This window comes from Kitasatospora sp. CB02891 (assembly GCF_002803145.1).
Taxonomy (GTDB): domain Bacteria; phylum Actinomycetota; class Actinomycetes; order Streptomycetales; family Streptomycetaceae; genus Kitasatospora; species Kitasatospora griseola.
The window spans coordinates 85,878-107,207 of sequence record NZ_NNBO01000002.1 but is presented as its reverse complement, the minus strand read 5'-3'; the positions used below and the strand labels follow the sequence as shown (position 1 = coordinate 107,207).

General features: G+C 73.2%; 22 protein-coding genes. 10 read left to right on the top strand and 12 right to left on the bottom strand.

Annotated elements, in window-relative coordinates:
* Positions 1-5 precede the first annotated feature (5 nt).
* The 4 genes from CG736_RS06065 to CG736_RS06050 all read left to right on the top strand — a co-directional run bounded on the left by CG736_RS06065 (position 6) and on the right by CG736_RS06050 (position 3,112).
* A complete protein-coding gene (locus CG736_RS06065; protein WP_100585135.1) occupies positions 6-1,202 on the top strand; it encodes a hypothetical protein in 1,197 nt (398 codons plus the stop codon).
* A gap of 323 nt (positions 1,203-1,525) precedes the next feature.
* Positions 1,526-1,885, top strand: a complete 360-nt coding sequence (locus CG736_RS06060; protein ID WP_157815434.1) for a hypothetical protein — start codon at positions 1,526-1,528, stop codon at positions 1,883-1,885.
* Positions 1,886-2,067: 182 nt separating this feature from the next.
* Positions 2,068-2,412 carry a hypothetical protein gene (locus tag CG736_RS06055; protein ID WP_100585133.1) on the top strand — a complete coding sequence of 115 codons (345 nt, stop codon included), beginning with the start codon at positions 2,068-2,070 and terminating at the stop codon, positions 2,410-2,412.
* A 316-nt stretch (positions 2,413-2,728) separates the two neighbouring features.
* Positions 2,729-3,112 carry a peptidase inhibitor family I36 protein gene (locus CG736_RS06050; protein ID WP_157815433.1) on the top strand — a complete coding sequence of 128 codons (384 nt, stop codon included), beginning with the start codon at positions 2,729-2,731 and terminating at the stop codon, positions 3,110-3,112.
* A gap of 485 nt (positions 3,113-3,597) precedes the next feature.
* Here CG736_RS06050 and CG736_RS06040 read toward each other — a convergent pair whose 3' ends face one another.
* From CG736_RS06040 to rpe, 3 genes are all read right to left on the bottom strand, one after another.
* Positions 3,598-4,557 (bottom strand): pirin family protein, encoded by a 960-nt coding sequence (locus CG736_RS06040; RefSeq protein ID WP_100585130.1) that lies wholly within the window; start codon positions 4,555-4,557, stop codon positions 3,598-3,600.
* A 65-nt stretch (positions 4,558-4,622) separates the two neighbouring features.
* The gene (locus CG736_RS06035; RefSeq protein ID WP_232733831.1) at positions 4,623-5,564 is read right to left on the bottom strand and encodes an alpha/beta hydrolase family protein; all 942 of its coding nucleotides are present in this window, start codon (positions 5,562-5,564) and stop codon (positions 4,623-4,625) included.
* Between the two features lie 326 nt (positions 5,565-5,890).
* On the bottom strand, positions 5,891-6,574 hold the full coding sequence (gene rpe / locus CG736_RS06030) for a ribulose-phosphate 3-epimerase (protein WP_100585128.1): 684 nt from the start codon (positions 6,572-6,574) through the stop codon (positions 5,891-5,893).
* Positions 6,575-6,876: 302 nt separating this feature from the next.
* Between rpe and CG736_RS06025 the strand changes: the two genes are divergently transcribed.
* Together CG736_RS06025 and CG736_RS06020 are read left to right on the top strand one after the other, a co-directional pair.
* Entirely contained in the window at positions 6,877-7,731 is an 855-nt protein-coding gene (locus CG736_RS06025) for a hypothetical protein (protein WP_100585127.1), read from the top strand.
* Between the two features lie 278 nt (positions 7,732-8,009).
* Positions 8,010-8,864 carry a hypothetical protein gene (locus CG736_RS06020; protein ID WP_100585126.1) on the top strand — a complete coding sequence of 285 codons (855 nt, stop codon included), beginning with the start codon at positions 8,010-8,012 and terminating at the stop codon, positions 8,862-8,864.
* 124 nt (positions 8,865-8,988) lie between these two features.
* On the opposite strand, the gene CG736_RS06015 is transcribed toward CG736_RS06020, so the two are convergent.
* Entirely contained in the window at positions 8,989-9,642 is a 654-nt protein-coding gene (locus CG736_RS06015) for a C39 family peptidase (protein WP_100585125.1), read from the bottom strand.
* Between the two features lie 132 nt (positions 9,643-9,774).
* Between CG736_RS06015 and CG736_RS06010 the strand changes: the two genes are divergently transcribed.
* Entirely contained in the window at positions 9,775-10,311 is a 537-nt protein-coding gene (locus CG736_RS06010; RefSeq protein WP_157815431.1) for a hypothetical protein, read from the top strand.
* Between the two features lie 146 nt (positions 10,312-10,457).
* Here the strand turns inward: CG736_RS06010 and CG736_RS06005 are convergent, their stop codons facing one another.
* The 4 genes from CG736_RS06005 to CG736_RS05990 all read right to left on the bottom strand — a co-directional run bounded on the left by CG736_RS06005 (position 10,458) and on the right by CG736_RS05990 (position 13,721).
* Positions 10,458-11,429, bottom strand: coding sequence for an aldo/keto reductase (locus tag CG736_RS06005; protein WP_100585123.1), 972 nt, complete (start codon positions 11,427-11,429; stop codon positions 10,458-10,460).
* A gap of 70 nt (positions 11,430-11,499) precedes the next feature.
* The gene (locus CG736_RS06000; protein ID WP_100585122.1) at positions 11,500-12,285 is read right to left on the bottom strand and encodes an ABC transporter permease; all 786 of its coding nucleotides are present in this window, start codon (positions 12,283-12,285) and stop codon (positions 11,500-11,502) included.
* Entirely contained in the window at positions 12,282-13,247 is a 966-nt protein-coding gene (locus CG736_RS05995; protein ID WP_100585121.1) for an ATP-binding cassette domain-containing protein, read from the bottom strand. The genes CG736_RS06000 and CG736_RS05995 overlap by 4 nt, the downstream gene beginning before the upstream one ends.
* A gap of 141 nt (positions 13,248-13,388) precedes the next feature.
* Entirely contained in the window at positions 13,389-13,721 is a 333-nt protein-coding gene (locus tag CG736_RS05990; RefSeq protein WP_100585120.1) for a trypco2 family protein, read from the bottom strand.
* Between the two features lie 121 nt (positions 13,722-13,842).
* On the opposite strand from CG736_RS05990, the gene CG736_RS05985 reads away from it, so the two are divergent.
* Complete coding sequence (locus CG736_RS05985) at positions 13,843-14,532, top strand: TetR/AcrR family transcriptional regulator (RefSeq protein ID WP_100585119.1); 690 nt, start codon at positions 13,843-13,845, stop codon at positions 14,530-14,532.
* A gap of 78 nt (positions 14,533-14,610) precedes the next feature.
* Here CG736_RS05985 and CG736_RS05980 read toward each other — a convergent pair whose 3' ends face one another.
* From CG736_RS05980 to def, 3 genes are all read right to left on the bottom strand, one after another.
* On the bottom strand, positions 14,611-16,044 hold the full coding sequence (locus CG736_RS05980) for an RsmB/NOP family class I SAM-dependent RNA methyltransferase (protein WP_100585118.1): 1,434 nt from the start codon (positions 16,042-16,044) through the stop codon (positions 14,611-14,613).
* Positions 16,045-16,153: 109 nt separating this feature from the next.
* Positions 16,154-17,086 carry a methionyl-tRNA formyltransferase gene (fmt, locus tag CG736_RS05975; protein ID WP_100585594.1) on the bottom strand — a complete coding sequence of 311 codons (933 nt, stop codon included), beginning with the start codon at positions 17,084-17,086 and terminating at the stop codon, positions 16,154-16,156.
* A gap of 155 nt (positions 17,087-17,241) precedes the next feature.
* Complete coding sequence (gene def / locus CG736_RS05970; RefSeq protein WP_100585117.1) at positions 17,242-17,787, bottom strand: peptide deformylase; 546 nt, start codon at positions 17,785-17,787, stop codon at positions 17,242-17,244.
* Positions 17,788-18,002: 215 nt separating this feature from the next.
* Here def and CG736_RS05965 point away from each other — a divergent pair, with 215 nt between their 5' ends.
* Complete coding sequence (locus tag CG736_RS05965; protein WP_100585116.1) at positions 18,003-18,473, top strand: hypothetical protein; 471 nt, start codon at positions 18,003-18,005, stop codon at positions 18,471-18,473.
* A gap of 182 nt (positions 18,474-18,655) precedes the next feature.
* The gene (locus tag CG736_RS05960; RefSeq protein WP_100585115.1) at positions 18,656-19,150 is read left to right on the top strand and encodes a VOC family protein; all 495 of its coding nucleotides are present in this window, start codon (positions 18,656-18,658) and stop codon (positions 19,148-19,150) included.
* Between the two features lie 54 nt (positions 19,151-19,204).
* On the opposite strand, the gene CG736_RS05955 is transcribed toward CG736_RS05960, so the two are convergent.
* Positions 19,205-21,277: a primosomal protein N' gene (locus CG736_RS05955; RefSeq protein ID WP_232733830.1), complete on the bottom strand. Its 2,073-nt coding sequence runs from the start codon at positions 21,275-21,277 to the stop codon at positions 19,205-19,207.
* Between the last annotated feature and the right edge of the window lie 53 nt (positions 21,278-21,330).

The following is a 21,330-nucleotide window of genomic DNA, read 5'->3' as shown; positions in this document are numbered from 1 at the left end:
AGCCCATGACGGACGACCAGCCGCTCCTCGCCTACGCGGCACCCACCACGCCCTCGCCCCTCGCCATCTCCGTCGCGGGGTCCGAGCCCTCGAAGGGAGCCCTGACCGTCGAGGTCACCAACTCCTCCGAGACCGAACGCCTCTGCAACACCATCACCCTGGCGCTCGCCCTCGGAGAAGGGGGCAGCCACTTCACCCCCGTCCACAAGGCCGGCGACATCAAGATCAGCCACTCCCCCGGCTGGGCCGTCGACTGGGAGCCGGACGAACCGGGCACGGCCACGGCGAGCCCCAACGACGAGGGCTCCGCCACTGTCCGCCCCGGCAGTCCGCCGCTGTTCTTCGAGCTGTCCAACATCGCGGTGAACGCCCAGGAGGGGAACGCGGAACTCTCGATCGAAGAAGATCTGGAGGACATCGACGGCAGCCGCGTCGCGAGCACCGTCCTGATCTGCCCGAAAGGCCCGTCCGGGCTGGCCCTCCACGACTTCCGGCCGCTCAGGCAGGTCGTGCCCACCACCGAGGACGCCGAGTTGGTCTGGCAGTTCGAACCCGCCCCCGACGCCAAGGTGGAACTGGAGTACTTCGACGCCGGAACCGGCCGGTCCAAGACCGTGGACGTCACCGCCCAGCGCAACCACCGCGTCCGGCTGTACCAGGACACCCGCTTCGCCCTGCACGCCTACACCGGCGACAAGGACGCCCCCACCTTCGACTACTGGCTCTCCACCTTCGTCACCGTCGCCGAGCCGTACCTGACCACCAGTGACCTGACGGTGACGGGCGCCCTGTCCCTCCTCGCCCGCCCCCCGGCCCACCCTCCGCAGCTGGAGCTCACACCCCCGCCCACGACCAAGACCGTCAGAAAGCAACTGGACTTCCGCGCGGAAACGGACGGGCTGCTGACCGCCACGCTGCGAACGTTCTTCAAGCACACCAACGCCAAACTGACGGTGACCGTCGAGCCCCCGAACGCGCCCGACACCCGGCACGTCGCCCAGATCTACTGCGACGGCCCCCTGGACAAGCGGATCTACGCCCCCGGACCGAACCTCGCTGTGCCGGTGCCGAAGGACAGCACGGTCACCGTCAAGTGGGACCTGATCAGAACCAGCGGATTCACCCACCCGAAGAACACCTTCCTCTTCGCCACCGACCTGCGCTGGCATCCCTTCGGCGTCGGCGATCCGCTGCCGCTCTGACGGGTCACCGGCGCGAGCGGAACGACCCCGGGGGCGTCTCCGACAGCAGCCGGAGGACGTCTGCCGTCGAAGGCGGGAAGCGTCGGCGGCAACTCGCATCAGGGCAGGTTTCTCTCCCTTTCGACCTCACCGAGGAGGGCACCTGCAGCCGTCATTCTCCTTCGCCGGTGGAGATGTCAGGAATCACCCTCAATGTCAGTGCACGGAACACTCTTCAATCGCCGCCCCTGCCACCCACCCGACTCGGCGCGCACTTGGCCGAGAATCACGAAAGCGAGAACCCCATGAGGTCTCGATCCGCAATCGCCCTGATCGGAATCGGCATGGCCGTCACGGCCGCCACCCCCCTCACCTCCACCGCCGCAGCGGCGGCAGACCCCGTGACAACCTGCCGCAGGGCCATCGATGCCCTCGGAAAGACCACGGACAAGCCCGTGCCCGGGGTCTGCCTGTGGACGGAGCAGAACTTCCGGGGCGAGATGACCGTACTCACCGGCTACTGGGGATCCGACACGTGCGGCGACCTCAGGCCCGCCGCCAAGTCCGCCGTGAGCCTGTCCAACGAAGAACACCTGCTCTACCGGTTCACCAAGTGCCAGGAGAAGAACTTCCTGACATCGATCAAACCGGGGCAGTCACAGGCCACCTTCGGCTCGGACGCCGCAGCCGGATCCTGGCGCTGACCAACCGTCGCTTCAGTGGGGCTGCAATTCCACTCGAACGCCAGTGAGTCAGTACACAGAACATTCTGGAGAAAGTGAGAGTGTCGCCTTCGTGCGCCCCATCAGGTGCGCGCTTGACCATGAATAACGAAAGCGAGGACCTCATGAGGTCTCGACCTGTCATCGCCTTGATCGGAATCGGCATGGCCGTCACGGGCGTCGCCGGCCTCACCGCCACCACCGCGGCGGCGGAAGACCCCACGACAACCTGCCGCAAGGCTCTCGACGAACTCGAGGAGACCTACGGGATCTGCACCTGGTCGGAGCAGAACTTCCGCGGCGAGATGACCGTGCTCACCAACTTCCAGGGCACCGACAAGTGCGGCAACCTCAGCCCCACCGCCAAGTCCGCCGTGAACCTCTCCGACGAGGAGCACCTGTTCTACCGGTTCACCAAGTGTCAGGAGAAGAACTTCCTGACGTCGATCGAACCGTGGGAGTCGCAGGCCACCTTCGGGCCGAGCGCCGCAGCCGGGTCCTGGCGCTGACGGAAGCCGGCGGGTAGTCCTCGGGCTTCTCCCGTCGACGATCGGCAGCTGCGGGTGGCGTCCCCCATTCGCCGCCCCGCCCTGAGTCTCCGAACCGCCTTGTCTCGCAGAGCGGTTCGGAGGCCTTCCGGCGTCTCGGGCCTTGCGGGCGAACAGCCGGATCCCCTGACAGAGGCCTGCCGCAGCGGAAGGACCGAAGCCGCGACCGCTGCACATCCCGCCAGTCCCTACCGGAAATGGGCAGCCCGAGAGGAAACCCACCCTCGGCGCACTCCGACAGGCGCACTCGACCGACACCTACGGGAACGAGGGTCCGATGAGGAATCGATTTGCCGTGGCCCTGCTCGCGATCGGCACGGCCACCACGGCTGCCGCCGGCCTCTTCGCAGCAGCCGCACAGGCGGAAAGCCCCACGACAGCATGCCGTCAGGCACTCACCGACCGCGACGAGTTCCACGGAGTCTGCCTCTGGGCCGAACAGGACTTCCAGGGCGAGATGACCGTGCTCACCAACTTCCAGGGCACCGACAAGTGCGGCAACCTCAGCCCCACCGCCAAGTCCGCCGTGAACCTCTCCGACGAGGAGCACCTCTTCTACCAAGGCAGCGGTTGTCAGTGGCAGCTGTTCGTGGGGGCAGTCCAACCGTGGGAGTCGAGGGCCGAGTTCAAGGAGGATGCTGCGGCCGGTTCCTGGCGCTGACGGGTACCGACGAGTGGTCCCAGGCTGCCTGCCGGTCCACGGGCCTCGGGGCAATGCCCACGCACAGGCACTGACAAACCGCATCGCCCAGTGCAGTGACCGCACCGATTCGCCGAACACGGAGGATGGGGACGACGACACCAGCGCGGAGGGCCGGACCGACGAACAGGCCGAACAACACCAGCAGCGCAGCCGCGAACGCTTCGCCCAGCTCGTCCGCGAAACGCCGCCCACCGTCTGCCGCGCCCAACGCCCGCGTCCTCACCGGCAACTGCCCGCCTACCGACACTCGGATTTCGCGCGGCATCACGGCCTTCCCGTCCTCGGTGGTGAAGAAGACGCTGCCCCACATCGGGCGGGCGGGGATCGTGGGCAAGTAGGCGGGTGACGGGAGGTGTCCGGGCAGGGTCGGCGACGTCCCCGGAGTGCCACTCCTGGAGGCAGCACCAGCCTCCGGACCATCGATCGGCGCACGTTTCCGCTGGTCAGCGCACCCTCCCTCGTGCCTTCAACGGGATGTCGGGGAGTTCCGGGGCGCGCAGCCTGGCCCCGTCGTAGCCGTGCACCTCACCGAAGCGTGAACCCTTCTCCCAGTCGCTCCGCGCCTGTGCGATCTCCTCGCCGGTGCGGCCGATGAAGTTCCACCACATGACGAGGCGTTCGTCGAAGGGCTCGCCGCCGAGGAGGAGGACGGCGGCGTCGGTGCGGGCGCGGAGGGCGAGTTCGTGGCGGCCGCAGCCGAGGTAGAGGATCGAGCCGGGTTCGAGCGGGGCGCCGTCGATCTCGACGCTGCCGGACATGGACAGGGCCGCGTACTCGAAGTCCTGCTCGATCGGGAGGCGGTGGGCGGCGCCCTCGCGGAGGGTGAGGTCGGCGCCGGTGAGCGGGGTGTAGGTGGTGCCGGGGGAGGTCGCGCCGTCGAGGGTGCCGAGGATCAGGCGGGCCGTGAGGCCGTCGGCGGTGACGACGGGGAGTTCGGGGTGGTGTTCGAAGGCGGGCGCGGTGTGGCGGTGGGTGTCGGGCAGGGCCACCCAGAGCTGGGCGCCGTGCAGCAGCCGGGCATGGTCGCGCGGGGACTCCTCGGAGTGCGAGATGGCCCGGCCGGAGGTCATCAGGCCGAGTTCGCGGGGACGGACGGTCTGCAGGCTGCCCAGGCTGTCGCGGTGCAGGATGCTGCCCTCGTGCAGCCAGCTGACGGTCTGCAGACCCATGTGCGGGTGCGGCGGCACCTGCATGCCGGGCTCGTCCGCAATGTCGTCCGGCCCGTAGTGGTCGACGAAGCACCAGGCGCCGACCATCCGCCGCCCGAGGTTCGGCAGCAGCCGCCGCACCACCGTGGACTCCCCCAGGGGCACTTGACGGCCGGTCAGCAGATCCTTGACCGGGCCGGTCGTCGCCTGCTGCCCGCAGACCGCCGGGGTGGGCTTGAGATCGAGGTTGCTCATGGCGGCCAGTATCGGCCGCTGCCCCCGCCGCCCCCCGTAGCGACAGACCGGGGTGACCCGAACGGTCAACGGGCCCCGAGCAGCGCCACCGCGTCCGGCATGACGCGCCGCCAGAACCCGCCGGTGTGCAGGCCGCGCGGGAAGTGCGTCCGGACGCCGGGCGCGCCGGAGAGTCTGCGGGCGGCCGGGCAGAACGGGTCCTCGGTGCCGCACCAGACGCCGATCCGCCCGACCTGGCCGAGTTCGCCGAGGTGCTGCAACGGCTCGTGCTCGCGCCAGTCGGCCCGGTCGCGGTAGGCGTCGACGGTGCGGGCGTCCTCCCAGCTGCGGAACAGCGCGGGGCTGAGCAGCGCGATCGCGGACACCCCGCCCTGCCGGGCACGGGCGTACTGGAGGGCGCCCGAGCCGCCCATCGAGATGCCCATGACCCGCGTGGGCTCGGCCAGTTGGCGGGCGGCGAGCCAGCCCGGGAGTTCGGTGGTGAGCATCGCCATCGGGTCGTCGGCGACGCTGCGGGCATGCCAGTAGATGTCTCCGCCGTCCACCGCGACGATCCGGAACGGCGGGACGCCCGCGGCCACCGCGGCCGCCAGGAACTGCGGCACCCCGAGATCGACGAACGCCGCCGCATCGCTGCCGTGCCCGTGCAGCGCCAGGCAGACCGGCAGGTCGTGACGGTCCGCACCGGGCGGGTCCATGACGACGAGCTGGACATCGCGGCCGCGGGCCCGGGAGTGCTCGGTCGCGGTCCGCACCGCCCCGGCCGCGAAGCCGGGCACCGCGCCGTCCCGACCGGTCATCCCGAACGCCCGTCGAAGTCGCGCACCCCCGGGCAGCACGTCCTCGACCATCGCCCCACCGACCGCCCCCGCACCGACCACGGCGACAGCGAGCGCCCCGAGCAACCGCCGCCGCCCGAGACTCGGCACCGCCGTCTCCGGCTCCCGCTCCCGCTCCCGCTCCCCGAGACCCTCGACTTCCCCCGCCACCTGCACCTCTGCCCCCACCCCTGCTCCGCTCCACCATGACCGTGCCGCCCGACGACAGCCCGGACGCCGCATGTGACGCCGCCCGACAACAGGCCGGACGCCTCACGTGACGCCGCCCGACAACAGGCCGGACGCCTCACGTGACGCCGCCCGGACACAGTCCGGTTTCAGTCCGGCCCCCCGAACATCCGCCACCGAACGTCCGCCACCGAGTCCGCCACCGAGTCCGCCGCCGGGAGCCCTCCACCGGGAGTCCGCCCTGAACGATCGGCTGCCGACCGCCCCGCCCGCACCGCAGTTGCGGCGACCGCCCCGCCCCCAGGGCCCCCGTCCTCGCGGCAATTTCAGTGCCGGCAACCCCACCCGGCCGCCGCCGTCGCCGTCTCGGCCTGGGCCCGCAGGGCCCGGATCGCCTCGGCCGGGTCGGCCGCGCCGTAGACCGCCGAGCCGGCGACGAAGACGTCCGCGCCGGCTTCCGCGCAGGCCTCGATGGTGGCGGGGGCGACGCCGCCGTCGACCTGGAGCCAGAGGTCGAGGCCGTGCTTGTCGATCAGCTGTCGGGTGCGGCGGATCTTGGGGAGCATGATGTCGAGGAAGGCCTGGCCGCCGAAGCCGGGCTCGACCGTCATGATGAGCAGCATGTCGAGTTCGGGGAGCAGGTCCTCGTAGGGCTCGATCGGGGTGGCGGGCTTGAGTGCCATGGCGGCCCGGGCGCCCTTGGCGCGGATCTCGCGGGCCAGGCGGACGGGCGCAGCGGCGGCCTCCACGTGGAAGGTGACCGAGCCGGCGCCGGCCTCCACGTACTGCGGGGCCCACCGGTCGGGCTGTTCGATCATCAGGTGGCAGTCGAGCGGGGTGCTGCTGGCCCGGGCCAGGGATTCGACGATCGGCACGCCGAGCGTGAGGTTGGGGACGAAGTGGTTGTCCATCACATCGACGTGCAGCCAGTCCGCGCCGCGCACCGCCTCGGCCTCCTCGGCGAGGCGGGCGAAGTCCGCGGACAGGATGCTGGGGTTGATCTGCGCCATGACCGACTACCTTCGTGCGAGAGTGCGAGAGCGTGAGCAAGGGGTGGCGGCGCCGCAGGAACCGGGCGCCGCGTCACATCATCCCGCGCCGCGTCACCGGCTAGCGCACACCCCGGCCGCCGGGTGATCGTCATCACATCCCGGCCGGGGTTGCCCGGCCGTCGCTATGGTCATCAGCACGTGGACGATCCCCGGCCCCACCGGGATCACCCTCGTCCCAACCAAGTTGCCGTCCGCCCGAGTTGGCCGCGAGAGCCCACCTGGCTCGCCCGGTCGGCAAGGTCTCCGTGGGAGGTCTCCCGATGTCCGCTCCCGTCCACCCGGCCCGCGCGCTGTGGCAGCTGTTCGAGCCGGTGTACGCCGTCGCCTTCCTCCAGCCCGAAAACCTGGCGGCGCTCGGGGCGCTGGGGCTGGAGGCCGACTGGCGCGGCTACGTCGCGACCCGCGCCGCTCCGTTGGGGGCGGCGGACGCGCCGCCGGTGATCGCCGCGTTCTTCAACTTCGCGCCGCGGAGGGTGGAGCGGGCGCTGCCGGAGATCTGGTCGCAGGCGAGCCCGGCGCAGGTGCTGGCCGCCCGGGCCGAGGGCGCGGCGGCGGCGCTGGCCCGGCTGCTGGAGTCGGTGGAACCCGCGCGGGTCGAGTCGGCGACGGCCGCGCTGGAGGAGGCGGTGGGCCGACTGGACTGCGCCGGCCGGGTGCTGGCGGCCGCCAACGCCGCGCTGCCCCGACCCGCGGACGTCCACGGGCGGCTGTGGCACGCCGCGAACCTGCTGCGCGAGCACCGCGGGGACGGCCATGTGGCCGCACTGGTCGCGGCCGGGCTGGACGGCTGCGAGGCGCCGGTGCTGCACTGCACGCTGGTCGCCGACCGCAAGGTGCTCCAGCCGATGCGCGGGTGGACGGACGAGGAGTGGGAGGCAGCCGCGGGACGGCTGGTCGAGCGGGGCTGGCTGACGCCGCAGGGGGCGGTCACCGAGCTCGGCCTGGTCCGGCACCGGGCCGTCGAGGCCGCCACCGACCTGGCGGCCGGCCGCGTCTGGGAGGGGCTGTCGCCCGACGAACTCGACCGCCTGACGGCCGACTTGAGGCCGATCGCGGCGATCTGCCGGGAGCTGATGCCGATCAACCCGCTCGCGATGCCGCCCGTGGAACGGTAGTCGTCCGCAGCACCCCGACGACCACGCCACCCGTGGAACGGTAGTCGTCCGCAACACCCCGACGACCACGCCGCCCGTGGAACGGCAGTCGTCCGCAGCACCCTGGCGACCACGCCACCCGGGAGTCGGCTCGCGTCGCACGAACCGCTGATCAGGCGCCTGCCGGGGTGCCGGGATGTTCACACGGCCGCAACATCTTCCCTTCCCGCCGCCGATCCGCTCTGGCAGGCTCACGAAGCAGTGGGACCCTCAGCTCGACCCTCACCGAAAGGCATCCGATGACCCAGGTCGTCCACCCCGCACGTGCCCTGTGGTGGCTGTTCGAACCCGTTCACGCGCTCACCTACTTCTCCCCGGAGGCCCGCGCCGCGTACGAGGCGGCGGGCCTGCGCGGCTACTGGCGCGGCTACTTCGGTGGACGGTCGGCGCCGCTGGGGGCGGTGGAGGCCGCGCCGGTGGTGGCCGCGTTCTTCAACTTCGCGCCGCAGATGGTGGAGCGCGCGCTGCCGGAGATCTGGGGCCGGGCCACGCCCGAACAGGCCCTGCAGGCGCGGGTCGAGGGGGCGACCGGCGCGCTCGGGCGGGTGCTCGCGGAGGTGAAGCCGAATCTGATCGACCGTTCGGTGGAGCTGCTGGAGCGGGCCGTCGAGGGCCTGGACTGCGCGGGTCGGGTGCTGGCCGCCGCGAACGCCGCGCTGCCCGCCCAGGACGGTCGGCTGGCCCGGCTGTGGCAGGCCACCACGGTGCTGCGCGAGCACCGCGGCGACGGGCACGTGGCGGCGCTGGTCGCGGAGGGCCTGGACGGCTGCGAGGCGCTGGTGGTGCGCTGCGCGCTGGACACCCGCCGGGAGACCATGCAGCCGCACCGCGGGTGGACGGACGCCGAGTGGGACGAGGCGACGGCCCGCCTGATCGAGCGTCAGTGGCTCAAGCCGGACGGGTCGCTGACCACCGAGGGCCGCCGTCGCCACGTCGCCCTGGAGGCCGCCACCGACCTGGCCGCGTCCCGGGTCTGGACGCACTTCCACCGCTCCGAGCTCGACGAACTCGTCGACGCGCTCCGCCCGATCTCCACCGCGTGTCGCGCCGACCTGCCGCCCACGACGCCGATCGGTCTGCCGAACGCCTCCTGACGCCGCCTCCGGCCCGGTACGTCCTCGCCGGACCGACCGGCGGGGACGCGGGACCCGGGACCCGGGACCCGGGACCCGGGACCCGGGCCGACGGAACGTCAACAGCCGCCCGTCACAGCACAGTTCAAGCTGTCGGCGGCGGCCCGAGCAGGATGCCGCGGCCGGCGTAGAACCGGTCGAGGTCCGCCCAGGGGACGCGGGCGGCGCGCTGGGAGCCGTCGGGGAAGCCGGACGGGTTGTGGATGTACAGCGCGTCGTCGTCCGCGCCGACGGCCAGCACCAGGTGTCCGCCGAGGCGGGGGACCTCGGGGGCCAGGGTCCGGATCGCGGGGTGGACGGAGATCATCGGCAGCACGCCCCGGGCGAGTTCCTCCGGCAGCCGCTCCACGGGCAGCGGGCTGACCGCCTGCGCGTCCAGGCCCCAGCGGGCCCGGACGTACGCGGCGAACGGCGAGTGGATCAGCCCGTCGAGCCGCCCGTCGGGGTGCCGGATGTACGCACCGGCCAGCTCGCACTCCTCGGCCAGCCGGACCTGCGCCGGGGCGACGCCCCACCAGTGGTCGAGGACCATCCGCAGGCAGGCCATGCCGCACAGTCGCCAGGACCAGTACTCGTACTCGGCCTGGTCGGCCGCGCCCGACCGCTCCCACAGCGGATCGTCGGCGGCCCGCAGCGTGCCGTCCAGGATGTCGGGCACGAGTTCGGGCGACTCCCACTGGGAGTAGTAGGGCACCGCATGACTGATCGGCTTCACCCGGTCATCCTGACGTACTTTCATCCCGTTCTCCCGCACCCTCGCCCGCGACACCGTCGACCACCCTCCCACCTGCGGCGATGCATACTCCCGCGAGAAACTTGAACGCGTTCAACTTCTCTGGCAGGGTGAGCCCGTCACCCTTGGGAGGGGAACATGGCACGGGAACGAACCATGCGCGGCCACCGCCCCCGGACGGCGGTCCTCGCGGCCGTCGCGCTGCTGCTGACCGGCTGCGCCGGCGTCGCGCAGTACTACGAAGGCACCGGGCTGCACGACGCCACCGCCGCCGAGGCCGCTGGCAGCTGGGACGGCGACCAGCAGGCCCACCTGACGCTCCACCAGGACGGCACCGCCACCGTCGAACGGCTGGACGGCCAGGACTGGGCCTACGACGACGGCTGGCGACTGTCCGGCGCCGGACGCTGGGAACTCACCGACGAGGAGGCCGGCCAGCGGCTCATCCTCGACCTCACCACCCGCACGGCCGTCGACACCCGCCCCGACGCGCGCCCCTCCCCGTCGAACACCGAGCCGCCCAGCGCCTACCGCTGGCGCTTCCACGTGAAGCGCGACCGGCAGCACCGGCTGGAGCTGTTCGTCTTCATCGGCGACCCGGACAGCGGCAGCCACCACCTGCTCACCCGCACCCCGGCCGAGCCTTTGACCGCGCCACTCCCGGCCACGCAGTGACCACCGCGCCACTCCCGGCCGAACCTCCGACCGCGCCACTCCCGGCCGCGCAGTGACCACCGCTCAGTGACCGCCGCCCCCTGGGGCCGGCCGACCGGCCGCCGGGGCGCTGCCCCCGGGCGCTCGCCGCGCCCGGGGGCGCCGGGTCACCAGGCGTAGTGCTCCGGCGCGGTGCGGTGGCCGGGGAAGATCTCGTCCAGCCGCTCCAGCGTCTTGGCGTCCAGCTCGACGTCCAACGAGCGCATCGCGGCGGTCAGTTGCTCCTCGGTGCGGGGGCCGACGATCGGCGCGGTGACGGCCGGGCGGGTGCGCAGCCAGGCGAGCGCGACGTCGCCGGGCTCGTGGCCGAGCTCGTCGCACAGGTCCTCGTACGCCTGGATCTGCTCGCGCCGCTCGTTCAGGGTGTCGACGGCCCGGCCCTGGGTGCGGCGCACGCCCTCGCGCTCCTTGCGCAGCACGCCGCCGAGCAGGCCGCCGTGCAGCGGCGACCAGGCGATCAGGCCGAGGCCGTAGTGCTGGGCGGCGGGGACGACCTCGAGTTCGACGGTGCGCTCGATCAGGTTGTAGATCGACTGCTCGCTGGTCAGGCCGAGGAAGTGCCGGGCCCGGGCGGCCTCCTGGGCCTGGGCGAGGTGCCAGCCGGCGAAGTTGGACGACCCGACGTAGATGATCTTTCCCTGGAGGGTGAGCACCTCCATCGCCTGCCAGATCTCGTCCCAGGGGGTGTCCCGGTCGATGTGGTGCATCTGGTACAGGTCGATGTGGTCGGTCTGCAGGCGGCGCAGGCTGGCGTCCACGGCGCGGCGGATGTTGAGCGCGGAGAGCCGGCCCTCGTTGGGCCAGTCGCCCATCGGGCCGTAGAGCTTGGTGGCGATCACGGTGCGCTCGCGCCGGCCGCCGCCCTTGGCGAACCAGTTGCCGATGATCGTCTCGGTGAGGCCCCTGTTCTCGCCCCAACCGTAGACGTTGGCGGTGTCGAAGAAGTTGATGCCGTGCCCGTGCGCGGCGTCCATGATGCGGTGCGCGTCGGCCTCTTCGGTGTGCACGCCGAAGTTCATGGTGCCCAGGCACAGCGGGGACACGGACAGGCCGGTGCGGCCGAGGTGGGTGTACTCCATGACGCCCAACCCTCTGCCGCACCGGCCGGGTTGTCCAGTATTTAACGCCCGGAGTCGTGTTGACGGACCGTCAGCGACCGGCGCGGGCGAAGTTCCGCACGGCGAACGGCACCGCGAGCGCCAGCAGCAGCGCGCACCAGCCGAGCGCGGCGGCCACCGGGTGCTGGGCGGGCCAGGCGCCCCCGGGCGCCGACGGGTTGCCGAACAGCTGCCGGGTGGCCTCCACCACGGCGCTGACCGGGTTCCACCCGGCGATCGCGGCCAGCCAGCCCGGCATGCCGCCGGTGGGGACGAACGCACTGGTGAGCATCGAGAACGGGATGGTCAGGACGGCGAGTTGACCGGCCGTGTCCTCCTTGCCGACGGCCAGGCCGAGCGCGGTGCCGACCCAGCCGCAGGCGAACCGGAACAGCAGCAGCAGGCCGAACGCGCCGAGCGCCGGGCCCAGCCCGTGCCGGATCCGCCAGCCCGCCGCCAGGCCGACCAGCGCGGTCGGCACCAGCACGACGGCGGCCACCAGCAGGTCCGCCAGCGCCTGCCCGGTCAGCAGACCGAACCGGGACACCGACATCGACCGCAGCCGGTCGGTGACGCCCCGCCCGGCGTCCCGCGCGCCGCCGACCATGGCGGGCATCACGGCGTTCAGCGCGACCAGGGCGAACAGACCGGGCATCAGGAACTCCCGGTAGCCGCCGCCCGGCACGTTCATCGCACTGCCGAACACGTACCCGAACACCCCGACCATGGCGACCGGCACCAGCAGCGAGGACGCCAGCAGCCCGGGCGAGTGGCGGTACACCAGCAGGATCCGCCGGGCCGACGCGGCGGCGTCCACGGGCATCGTCATCGCGCTCATGCGGCCGTCTCCGTCTGCTCCGCAGCGCCCGCGCCGGTCAGCGCGAGGAACACGTCGTCCAGCGAGGGGGTGCGCAGCGCCACGTCCAGCGCGACCACCCCGGCGGCGTCCAACTCCCGTACCAGGCGCGGCAGGGCGAGCGGCCGGGCCGGATCGGAGACGGCGCTGACCCGGCGCTGCCCGGCGTCGACGGCCGGTGCGCCGCCGGTGAGCACGGCCAGCACGGCGCGGGCCCGGTCCAGGTCGGCGTCCTCGGACAGGGTGACTTCCACCAGCGTGCCGATGGCGGCCTTGAGCCGCTGCGGGGTGTCGTCGGCGACGGCCCGCCCGCGGTCCAGCACGGTGATCCGGTCGGCCAGCCGGTCCGCCTCGTCCAGGTACTGGGTGGTCAGCAGCACGGTCGAGCCCTGCGCCGCCAACTCCCGTACCGCCGACCAGATCTCCCGTCGGCTGCGGGGGTCGAGCCCGGTGGTCGGCTCGTCCAGGAACAGCACCCGCGGCCGGGCGATCAGGCTCGCCGCCAGGTCCAGCCGGCGGCGCATCCCGCCCGAGTACCCGCGCACCAGGCGGTCGGCGGCCTCCGCCAGGCCGAACTCCGCGAGCAGCTCCGCCGCTCGCGCCCTGGCCTTCACCGACCCCAAGTGGTGGAGTCTGCCCAGCAGTTCGAGGTTCTCCCGGCCGGTGATCCCCTCCTCCACCGCCGCGTACTGCCCGGCCAGTCCGATCACCCGCCGCACCGCTGCGGCCTCCCGCCCCACCTCGTGCCCGCACACCCGGGCCTCCCCCCGGTCCGGCCGCACCAGCGTCGCCAGGATCCGCACCAACGTGGTCTTCCCCGCCCCGTTGGGCCCGAGCAGACCGCACACCGCCCCTTCCGGGACGTCGAGTTCGAGGCCGTCCAGCGCGCGCGTGGCGCCGAACGTCTTGCCCAGGCCGCGAACGGCAATGACCGGGTCGCTCATGGCAGGCCCTTTCTAGGTACATCGTACGTAGTAGTGCTGCGCAGCACACTACTGGGTACGATGTACGGAGAAAAGGCTCGCAGGGCATGCAAAAGGGGGGACCCGCCGCTTCCGGCAGATCCCCCCGACCCCGACGGGGCGTCAGTCCGCGATGCGCTCCGAGGTGTCGCCCGGGCCCGACGGACGGGCCGGATCGCCGTGCACCAGCAGATCCGCGCCGTTCGCGGCGCGCGGAGTGAGGGCGAAGGAGACCCGGTGGGTACGACCGCGGGACACCCCGGCCTCGGTCTCCGCGCCCACCGCGAAGATCTTGAAGCCCGCCTTCGCCTTGGCGTCGGCCCGCAACTCGACCTCGAACTCCATCTCCACCGGCCCCACCACGAACACCAGATCCGGATGCTCACCCCCGGCCCGGGCCGCCGCCAACAGCTCGTCCCGCACCGCCGCCACCGCGTCCACCAGCGGAATGTCCATACCCGATCCCTCTTTCCACGTTCTGCCGTCCCGGCGTGCACCACCGTAGGCGGCCACCCCTCCCGCTCGCAGCCGAATGCCGCCACCACCTGCGTAGACTGACCACCGAGGTGATCCAACGATGGCGTCCGGCGAGCAATCCGAGCTGATCTGGCTGCGCCCGGAATACTCCGGCCGCGGGCCGCGTCCGGCACACAGCCGGGTGTCGATCGCCCGGGCGGCGGTCGACCTCGCCGACCGCGACGGCCTCGACGCCGTGACGATGCGCAAGGTCGCGGCCGAACTCGGCGCCGGCACCATGTCGTTGTACAACTACGTGCCGAAGAAAGAGCACCTGTTCGACCTGATGCTCGACCTGCTGGCCGGCGAGTACGACCTGCCGGACCAGCCCAGCGGCGACTGGCGGGCCGACCTCACCCTGCTCGCCAACCGGCTGCGCACCGTCCTCACCCGCCACAGCTGGGCCACCACCCTGATCACCCACCGCCCCGGCCTCGGCCCGAACGGCCTCCGGGTGACCGAGTACCATCTCGCCGCACTCGCCGGCACCTCGCTGGACGGCACCGCGAAGATGGAGGCGTTCGCCCAACTCACCGGCTTCGTCTGCCAGTTCACCGACTGGCAGCAACGCGCCACCGCCGCCGGCGACCTCTGGCTCAGCGACCTGATCCGCTACCTCCAGACCGTCACCGCCACCGGCCAGTACCCCCACCTCGCCGCCGCCCTCGCCCAGAGCAGCGCCCCCACCGCCCCCGACACCGTCTTCGACCGCGACCTCCAGCGCCTCCTCACCGTCCTCGTCGGCGCCTGAACCGCCAGGGGCGGGTGGGGGCCCCAGCCCGCCAAGGCTGGGACCCCCACCCGCCCCCGTTCTCGCGCCCCTCGGCCGTCAGGCCGTGCGTCGGAGCAGCGCCAGGTACATCGCGTCCGTCCCGTGCAGGTGCGGCCACAGCTGGATGTCCGGGCCGTCGCCCAGTTCCGGGACGCCCGGGAGCAGCGGGCGGGCGTCGACCCACTCCACGTCCTCGCGGCCGCGCAGCACGTCGTCCACCACGGCGCGGGTCTCGGCGAGGTGCGGCGAGCAGGTCGCGTAGCCGACGACGCCGCCGACGCGCGCCGCGTCCAGCGCGGAGCGGAGCAACTCCCGCTGCAGCGGCCCGAATCCGGCGATGTCCTCGGGGCGGCGGCGCCACCGCGCCTCGGGGCGGCGACGCAGCGCGCCCAGGCCCGAGCAGGGGACGTCGACCAGCACCCGGTCGAACGCGCCCTGCTGCCAGGCGCCCCGGGTGCCGTCGGCGGTGATGACCGCGTACGGGCCGGGGTTTCCGTTCAGGGCGCGGGCCACCAGGCGGGCGCGGTGCGGCTGCTTCTCGGAGGCGACCAGGGCCGCCCCGCGCCCGGCGGCCAGCGCGCCGAGCAGCGCCGCCTTGCCGCCGGGGCCGGCGCAGCCGTCCAGCCAGAGCCGGTCGGGGCCGTCCACGGGGGCGTTGGCGAGGGCGAGGGCGACCAGCTGGCTGCCTTCGTCCTGGACGCCGGCCCGGTTCTCGCGGACCGCGTCGAGGCCGGCGGGGTCGCCGCCCTCGGCGAGTCGGAGCGCGTACGGGGACCAGCGGCCGTCCTCGGCCTCCGGCAGCGCCTCGCGGAGTTCGGCGACGTCGGAGCGGCCGGGGCGGGCGACCAGGGTCACCTCGGGGCGGGCGTTGTCGGCGTCCAGCAGGCGCTCCATCGCGGCGCGACCGGAGTCCTCGGGCTGCCAGCGGCCGAGCGCGTCCCACAGCGAGGAGACCACCCAGCGCGGGTGCGAGTGGACGACGGCGAGGTGGTCCTCGGCGTCGTCCTCGTACGGCGGGGCGACCTGGGCGACCCAGCCGTCGAGGTCCTGGGCGCTGATCTTGCGCAGCACCGCGTTGACGAACTTGGCGCGGCCGTCGCCGAGCACCACGCGGGCGAGTTCGACGGTCGCGGAGACCGCGGCGTGGCTGGGGATGCGGGTGCCGAGCAGCTGGTGCGCGCCGAGCGAGAGGACGTCCAGCACCGGCGGGTCGACCTCGCGCAGCGGGCGGTCCACGCAGGCGGCGATGATCGCGTCGTAGGTGCCCTGGCCGCGCAGCGTGCCGTAGACCAGCTCGGTGGCGAGCGCGGCGTCGCGGCGCTCCATGCCCTTGCGCTCGGCCTCGCGGAGCAGCGACGGCAGGATCAGGTTGGCGTACGCGTCACGCTCGTCGACGGCGCGCAGCGCGCGGAACGCGACGATCCGGGCCGGGTCCTTCTTGGGGCGGCGGTGCGGACGGGGGGCGCGCTTGGCGCCGGCGGGGGTGCTCAACGGGTGCCTCGAAACAAAGTGCTGCGGATCAGGTCCGACCCGGCAGCGCGGCCGGGCCTCACCGTGAATTCTATGGTGAGACCCGGCCGAACCCGGCATCCGACGGGCCTCAGCCCTCGAAGCGCTCGCCGGACTCGATCCGCGCGCCGCGCGCCCAGTCGGCGGCCGGCATCGCCTTCTTGCCCTGCGGGCGGACCTCGCCGAGCTCCACCTCGTGGCTGCCGGTGCCGACCCGGACGCTGTTCTTGCTGACGGCCAACTCGCCGGGGGCGAGGGCGACTTCACCGGGCAGCAGGCGCACGGGGCCGGTCACCTTGAGCCGCTCGCCGCGGAACGTGGTCCACGCGCCGGGCGCGGGCGCGCAGCCGCGCACCACCCGGTCGACCCGCAGCGCGGGGTGGGTCCACTCGATCCGGGCGTCCTCGACGGTGATCTTCGGCGCCAGCGACACCCCGTCCACCGGCTGCGGCTCGGGCCGGGCCTGGCCGTCCTCGATCGCGTCCATGGTGCGCACCAGCAGTTCGGCGCCCGCGAACGCGAGCCGGCCGAGCAGGTCGCCGCTGGTGTCGGTGGGCTTCACCGTCTCGGTGAGGACGCCGAACACCGGGCCGTCGTCCAGGCCCTCCTGGATCCGGAAGGTGGACGCGCCGGTCACCTCGTCGCCCGCCATGATCGAGTGCTGGACGGGGGCCGCGCCGCGCCACGCGGGCAGCAGCGAGAAGTGCAGGTTCACCCAGCCGTGCGCCGGGATCTCCAGCGCGCCGGGCCGGATCAGCGCGCCGTAGGCCACCACGGGGCAGCAGTCGGGGGCGATCTCGGCCAGCCGGGCCATGAACTCCGGCTCACCGGGGCGGGCCGGCTTGAGCACCTCGATGCCCGCCTCCTCGGCGCGCTGCGCGACGGGGCTGGCCACCAGCTTGCGCCCGCGCCCGGCCGGCGCGTCGGGGCGGGTCACCACGGCGACCACCTCGTGCCGGGAGGCCAGCAGGGCGTCCAGGGCGGGAACGGCGACCTCGGGGGTACCGGCGAAGACGAGACGCACGGGCATGGGCCTTTCTTGAAGTCCAACTGATCAGCAGGAAGTCACCCTGATCAGAACATCGGATTGCCGGAAAATGATCGTCGTCCGATCGGGCCTTCGGCTCATCGGCCCCTCCGACAATCCCACCGAAACACTGCGCGGGAACGGACGGTCCGTCAGCGAATCACGCCGAACGTGGAATGCGGCGAGACCTTCACCGTCGGCGCCGGAGCCCCGCCCCAGTCCGCCTCCCGGATCGCCTTCATCGCCGCCTTCCGGGTCTCCCGGTCCAGCCGGTCGATGAAGATGATCCCGTCCAGGTGGTCCGTCTCGTGCTGGATGCACCGCGACAGCAGCTCGGTGCCCTCCACCGTCACCGGATCCCCGTACATGTTGAAGCCCTTCGCCACCACGCCGAACGCCCGCTTGGTGTCGAACCGCAGCCCGGGCAGCGACAGACAGCCCTCCGGGCCGTCCTGCTCCTCCTCGGTCAACGACAGGTCCGGATTGATCAGGTGCCCCACCACACCGTCCACGTTGTACGTGAACACCCGCAACGAGACGCCCAGTTGCGGCGCGGCCAGGCCCGCGCCCGGCGCCCCCAGCATGGTGTCCGTGAGGTCCTTCACCAGCCTGCGCAGTTCCTTGTCGAAGGTGACCACCGGCTTCGCGGTCGACCGCAACACCGGGTCACCGAAGATCCGGATCGGCTGAACTGCCAAGACTGCGACTCCCTCTGCCACCCGAACGGGACGGAAACAACGACCTACCGGGAAGTCTATGCAATGCCCGCCACCCGTTCGGAACGGTCACCGACAAATCCCGACTCGCACTCCGGGCGTGACCCAACGACCCGACGTGCGTTGGTCAATGCGAATTGACCGGGACGCGCGAGCGCCCCGAGCACGCGACCCGACCGAGAGGTGGCAACCAGGCCATGGCCGAGCAGATCAACCACGACGCCCGGGCCAGGGCGTCCCTGCACCTGCTGGTGCGGGACATCGAACGGGTCCGACGCCAGGTCGACGCCCTGCGCACGCTCACCGCCCAACTGGGCAACGTCTACCGCCCCCGCCGCCCCAGCACCTCCGCCGGCTTCGTGGTCTACGGCCGGGCCCCCGCCCCCACCGTCCGACTCGCCCAGGAGCTGCGCGAGAGCGTCGAGACCCTGGTCGCCGCCGCCGTCGAGTTCGACCGCGCCCTCGGCTTCTCCTGGGACTCCGTCGGCTCCGCGCTCGGCGTCACCAAGCAGGCCGTCCACCGCCGCTACGGCGTCCGCCGACCCACCACCGAACTCCTCCCCGCCCCCCGCGAAACCGAGACGGCGCCCCCCGCGCCCCCCGCTCCCCGGCCCCCGATCCCCCAGGCCCGCCAGGCCAGCCCCTTGATGCCCCAGCGCACCCGGTAGGCAGAAGAGCGCAACCAGGGGCGCCCCAGCGCCCCTGTTCTCGCACCCGCCTGCGTTCGGCGCCCGCCCGGTTGTGCGCCCACCTGGCCGTAAAAGCTCACGGGCCCCGTTTGTCCCTCCCCCGCTCCCGCCGAAGAATCGATCTCGCACGCCATCCTGTGCCGACGAGAGGGATCGATCCCATGGCCGTGGCCAACACCCCGATGAACCTCACCCGTGCCGCCCACGTCGGCATCTCCGTCTCCGACCTGGACACCTCGATCGCGTTCTACCGCGCCCTGACCGGCCGCGAGCCGGTCGTCGCCGACGAGACCATGCACAGCGTCCCGTTCGGCGTCTCGCAGGGCCTGCCGACGGCGAAGCTCCGCTACGCCACCATCAATCTCGACAACGGTCTCGGCATCGACCTGATCGAGTTCCAGCACCCGATCGGCTACCGCACCAACGGCGCGGCCAACCGCCCCGGCTCGATGCACCTGTGCTTCCGGGTCGACGACTTCGACGCGGTGCACCGCCGGATGAAGGACGCCGGGTACGAGTTCCTCGGCGACGACTACACCTTCCTCGCCGGCGAGGTCACCCCGGAGGCCGCGCTGGGCACCAGGGTCGCGTACTTCAACGACCCGGACGGCACCAACCTGGAGATCATCCAGCCCAAGGGCGGCTTCGCCGGCTGACGGCGGCGCACAAACCCCGGCCCCGCCCCGCCCGGGGCCGGGGCCGGGGCGCGCTCAGCCGATGTCCGTCGGATCGACCCGGATCCGCACCGTCTCCGCCCCCCGGAGCGCCAGCCGGGCGATCTGCGCCGCCTTGAGCGCCGAGGCCAGCGCCGCCCCCTGCCCGGGAGCGACCCGCACCAACGCCCGTTCCGCCGTCTCCCCCTTGGGCCCGCCGTACACGGGCACCGGCCCGAGGACGTCCGCGCCCTCCGGCAGCCGCACCAGCCCCAGCAGGTCCTCGACCGCCTGCGCGGGCCCCGTCACCGACGCCATCCGCGACACCGGCGGGAAGCGGAGTTCCTCCCGCTCGTCGAGTTCCATCCCGGCGTGCCCGGCGGGATCCCATCGCACCAGCGCCTGCACGGCCCGCGCCGCGGCCTCCGCGACCACCACCACCGTCCCGCCCTCCCCCACCGGACGGACCAGCGAGGCGGCCGTCAGCCACCGCCGCACCGTCTCCTCCCCCGCCCGCAGGTCGGGACGGTTCAGCAGCGCCCACCCGTCCAGCAGCAGCGCCGCCGCATAGCCGGGCCCCTCCGCCACCGGCTCCGCGCCCGGCGTCGAGATCACCAGCGCGGGCGAAGGAGGCACGGTGGCAAGAACCGCGTCCCGCCCGGACGTCCGCACGGGCACCCGCGGGAACGCCTTCCCGAGCTCCTCCGCCGTCCGCCGCACGCCCACCACCTGCGCCCGGAGCCGGAACGAGCCGCACTCCAGGCAGTGCCAGTCGTGCTCCTCGGTGCCGCACCAGGCGCACACCAGCGCCGCGTCCGCCGCCGGGGACTCCAGCGGCCCCCCGCAGGCACGGCAGCGCACCGGCTCGCGGCAGCGCCCGCACGCCAGCCGGGGCGCGTAGCCCCGGCGCGGGACCTGGATCAGCACCGGGCCGCGCGAAAGCGCCTCGCGCGCCGTCTCCCACGCCACCGAGGGCAGCCGGGCCGCCTGCGCGGCGGCGTCCCGCGCCTGGTCCTGCTCGGTCACCGTCCGCACCCGGGGCGCGACCTGCCGGACCACCTCACGAGGGGCGGCCAGCGGCCGCGCCCACCCGCTGCGCACCAGCTGCGCGGCCTCGACCGTCATCGAGACGCCGCCGAGCAGCATCGCCGCGCCCTCCTCGGCGGCCCGCAGCAGCGCCACGTCCCGGACGTGCGGGTAGGGCGCGTTCGGGTCGCTGTGGCTGCTGTCGCCGTCCGACCACACCACCACCAGCCCGAGGTCGCGCACGGGTGCGAACACCGCCGCGCGGGTGCCGATCGCGGCGTGCACCGAGCCCCGGCTGACGGACAGCCACCGCCGGTACCGCTCCTGCGGCCCGGCCTCCGCGGCCAGCACCGCGTGTCGGCCCTCCCCCAGCACGCCCCGCAGTGCGGCGTCCACCCGCGCCACCGAGCGCCCGTCGGGCAGCACCACCAGCGCGCCGCGCCCGGAGGCGAGCGTCGCGGCGACCGCCCGGGCGATCTCGAACGGCCACTCGGGGCCGGGCAGCGCCGTCCACACGGCGCGCGGCGCGTGCCCGCCCGCCAGCGAGGCCAGGAAGTCCGCCCCGTGCGCGTACCGCTCCCAGCTCCCCACCGCCGGCGCCTCGGGCGGCGGCAGCGGCCGCGGCGAGGGCTCGCCCTCCGCTCCGGCGTGCCGTGGCGGGATCGCCAGCTGCAGCACGTCGGCCAGGGTGCCGGCGTACCGGTCGGCGACGGCCCGGCACAGTCGCAGCAGCCGGGGGGTCAGCACCACCTCGGGCGACAGCACCCGGGCCAGCGGCGCCAGCGGGCCCGCGTAGTCCGAGTCGTCCCGGCGCTCGACGATGAACCCGTCGTGCAGTGCGCCGCCCTCGCGCCGGCCGTGTGCGCCGACCCGCCCCCCGAAGCGGACCCGGACCCGGACGCCGGGCCGGGCGTCCTCGGACATCGCCTCGGGCACCGCGTAGTCGAAGTACTGGTCGAGGCTGAGCACGCCCTTGTCGACCAGCACCCGGGCCACCGGCTGCCGCTCGGCCGGAACGACGCCGCGCGCGGCCCGGGGCTTCGCCCGGCGCACCGTCTCCCGGATGAACGCCAACTGCTCCCCGGCCCCGTCCGCGCTGCTCACGCCCCCCAACCTAGCGGACGCCGCCGACACAACGACGACGCCGCCCGCCGAGG

What these genes read in the sequence shown, in the direction of transcription:
- CG736_RS06065 (WP_100585135.1), top strand. Translation starts at nt 6, where the DNA reads ATGACGGACGACCAGCCGCTCCTCGCCTACGCGGCACCCACCACGCCC.
- CG736_RS06060 (WP_157815434.1), top strand. Translation starts at nt 1,526, where the DNA reads ATGGCCGTCACGGCCGCCACCCCCCTCACCTCCACCGCCGCAGCGGCG.
- CG736_RS06055 (WP_100585133.1), top strand. Translation starts at nt 2,068, where the DNA reads ATGGCCGTCACGGGCGTCGCCGGCCTCACCGCCACCACCGCGGCGGCG.
- CG736_RS06050 (WP_157815433.1), top strand. Translation starts at nt 2,729, where the DNA reads ATGAGGAATCGATTTGCCGTGGCCCTGCTCGCGATCGGCACGGCCACC.
- CG736_RS06040 (WP_100585130.1), bottom strand. Translation starts at nt 4,557, where the DNA reads ATGAGCAACCTCGATCTCAAGCCCACCCCGGCGGTCTGCGGGCAGCAG.
- rpe (WP_100585128.1), bottom strand. Translation starts at nt 6,574, where the DNA reads ATGGCGCAGATCAACCCCAGCATCCTGTCCGCGGACTTCGCCCGCCTC.
- CG736_RS06025 (WP_100585127.1), top strand. Translation starts at nt 6,877, where the DNA reads ATGTCCGCTCCCGTCCACCCGGCCCGCGCGCTGTGGCAGCTGTTCGAG.
- CG736_RS06020 (WP_100585126.1), top strand. Translation starts at nt 8,010, where the DNA reads ATGACCCAGGTCGTCCACCCCGCACGTGCCCTGTGGTGGCTGTTCGAA.
- CG736_RS06015 (WP_100585125.1), bottom strand. Translation starts at nt 9,642, where the DNA reads ATGAAAGTACGTCAGGATGACCGGGTGAAGCCGATCAGTCATGCGGTG.
- CG736_RS06010 (WP_157815431.1), top strand. Translation starts at nt 9,775, where the DNA reads ATGGCACGGGAACGAACCATGCGCGGCCACCGCCCCCGGACGGCGGTC.
- CG736_RS06005 (WP_100585123.1), bottom strand. Translation starts at nt 11,429, where the DNA reads ATGGAGTACACCCACCTCGGCCGCACCGGCCTGTCCGTGTCCCCGCTG.
- CG736_RS06000 (WP_100585122.1), bottom strand. Translation starts at nt 12,285, where the DNA reads ATGAGCGCGATGACGATGCCCGTGGACGCCGCCGCGTCGGCCCGGCGG.
- CG736_RS05995 (WP_100585121.1), bottom strand. Translation starts at nt 13,247, where the DNA reads ATGAGCGACCCGGTCATTGCCGTTCGCGGCCTGGGCAAGACGTTCGGC.
- CG736_RS05990 (WP_100585120.1), bottom strand. Translation starts at nt 13,721, where the DNA reads ATGGACATTCCGCTGGTGGACGCGGTGGCGGCGGTGCGGGACGAGCTG.
- CG736_RS05985 (WP_100585119.1), top strand. Translation starts at nt 13,843, where the DNA reads ATGGCGTCCGGCGAGCAATCCGAGCTGATCTGGCTGCGCCCGGAATAC.
- CG736_RS05965 (WP_100585116.1), top strand. Translation starts at nt 18,003, where the DNA reads ATGGCCGAGCAGATCAACCACGACGCCCGGGCCAGGGCGTCCCTGCAC.
- CG736_RS05960 (WP_100585115.1), top strand. Translation starts at nt 18,656, where the DNA reads ATGGCCGTGGCCAACACCCCGATGAACCTCACCCGTGCCGCCCACGTC.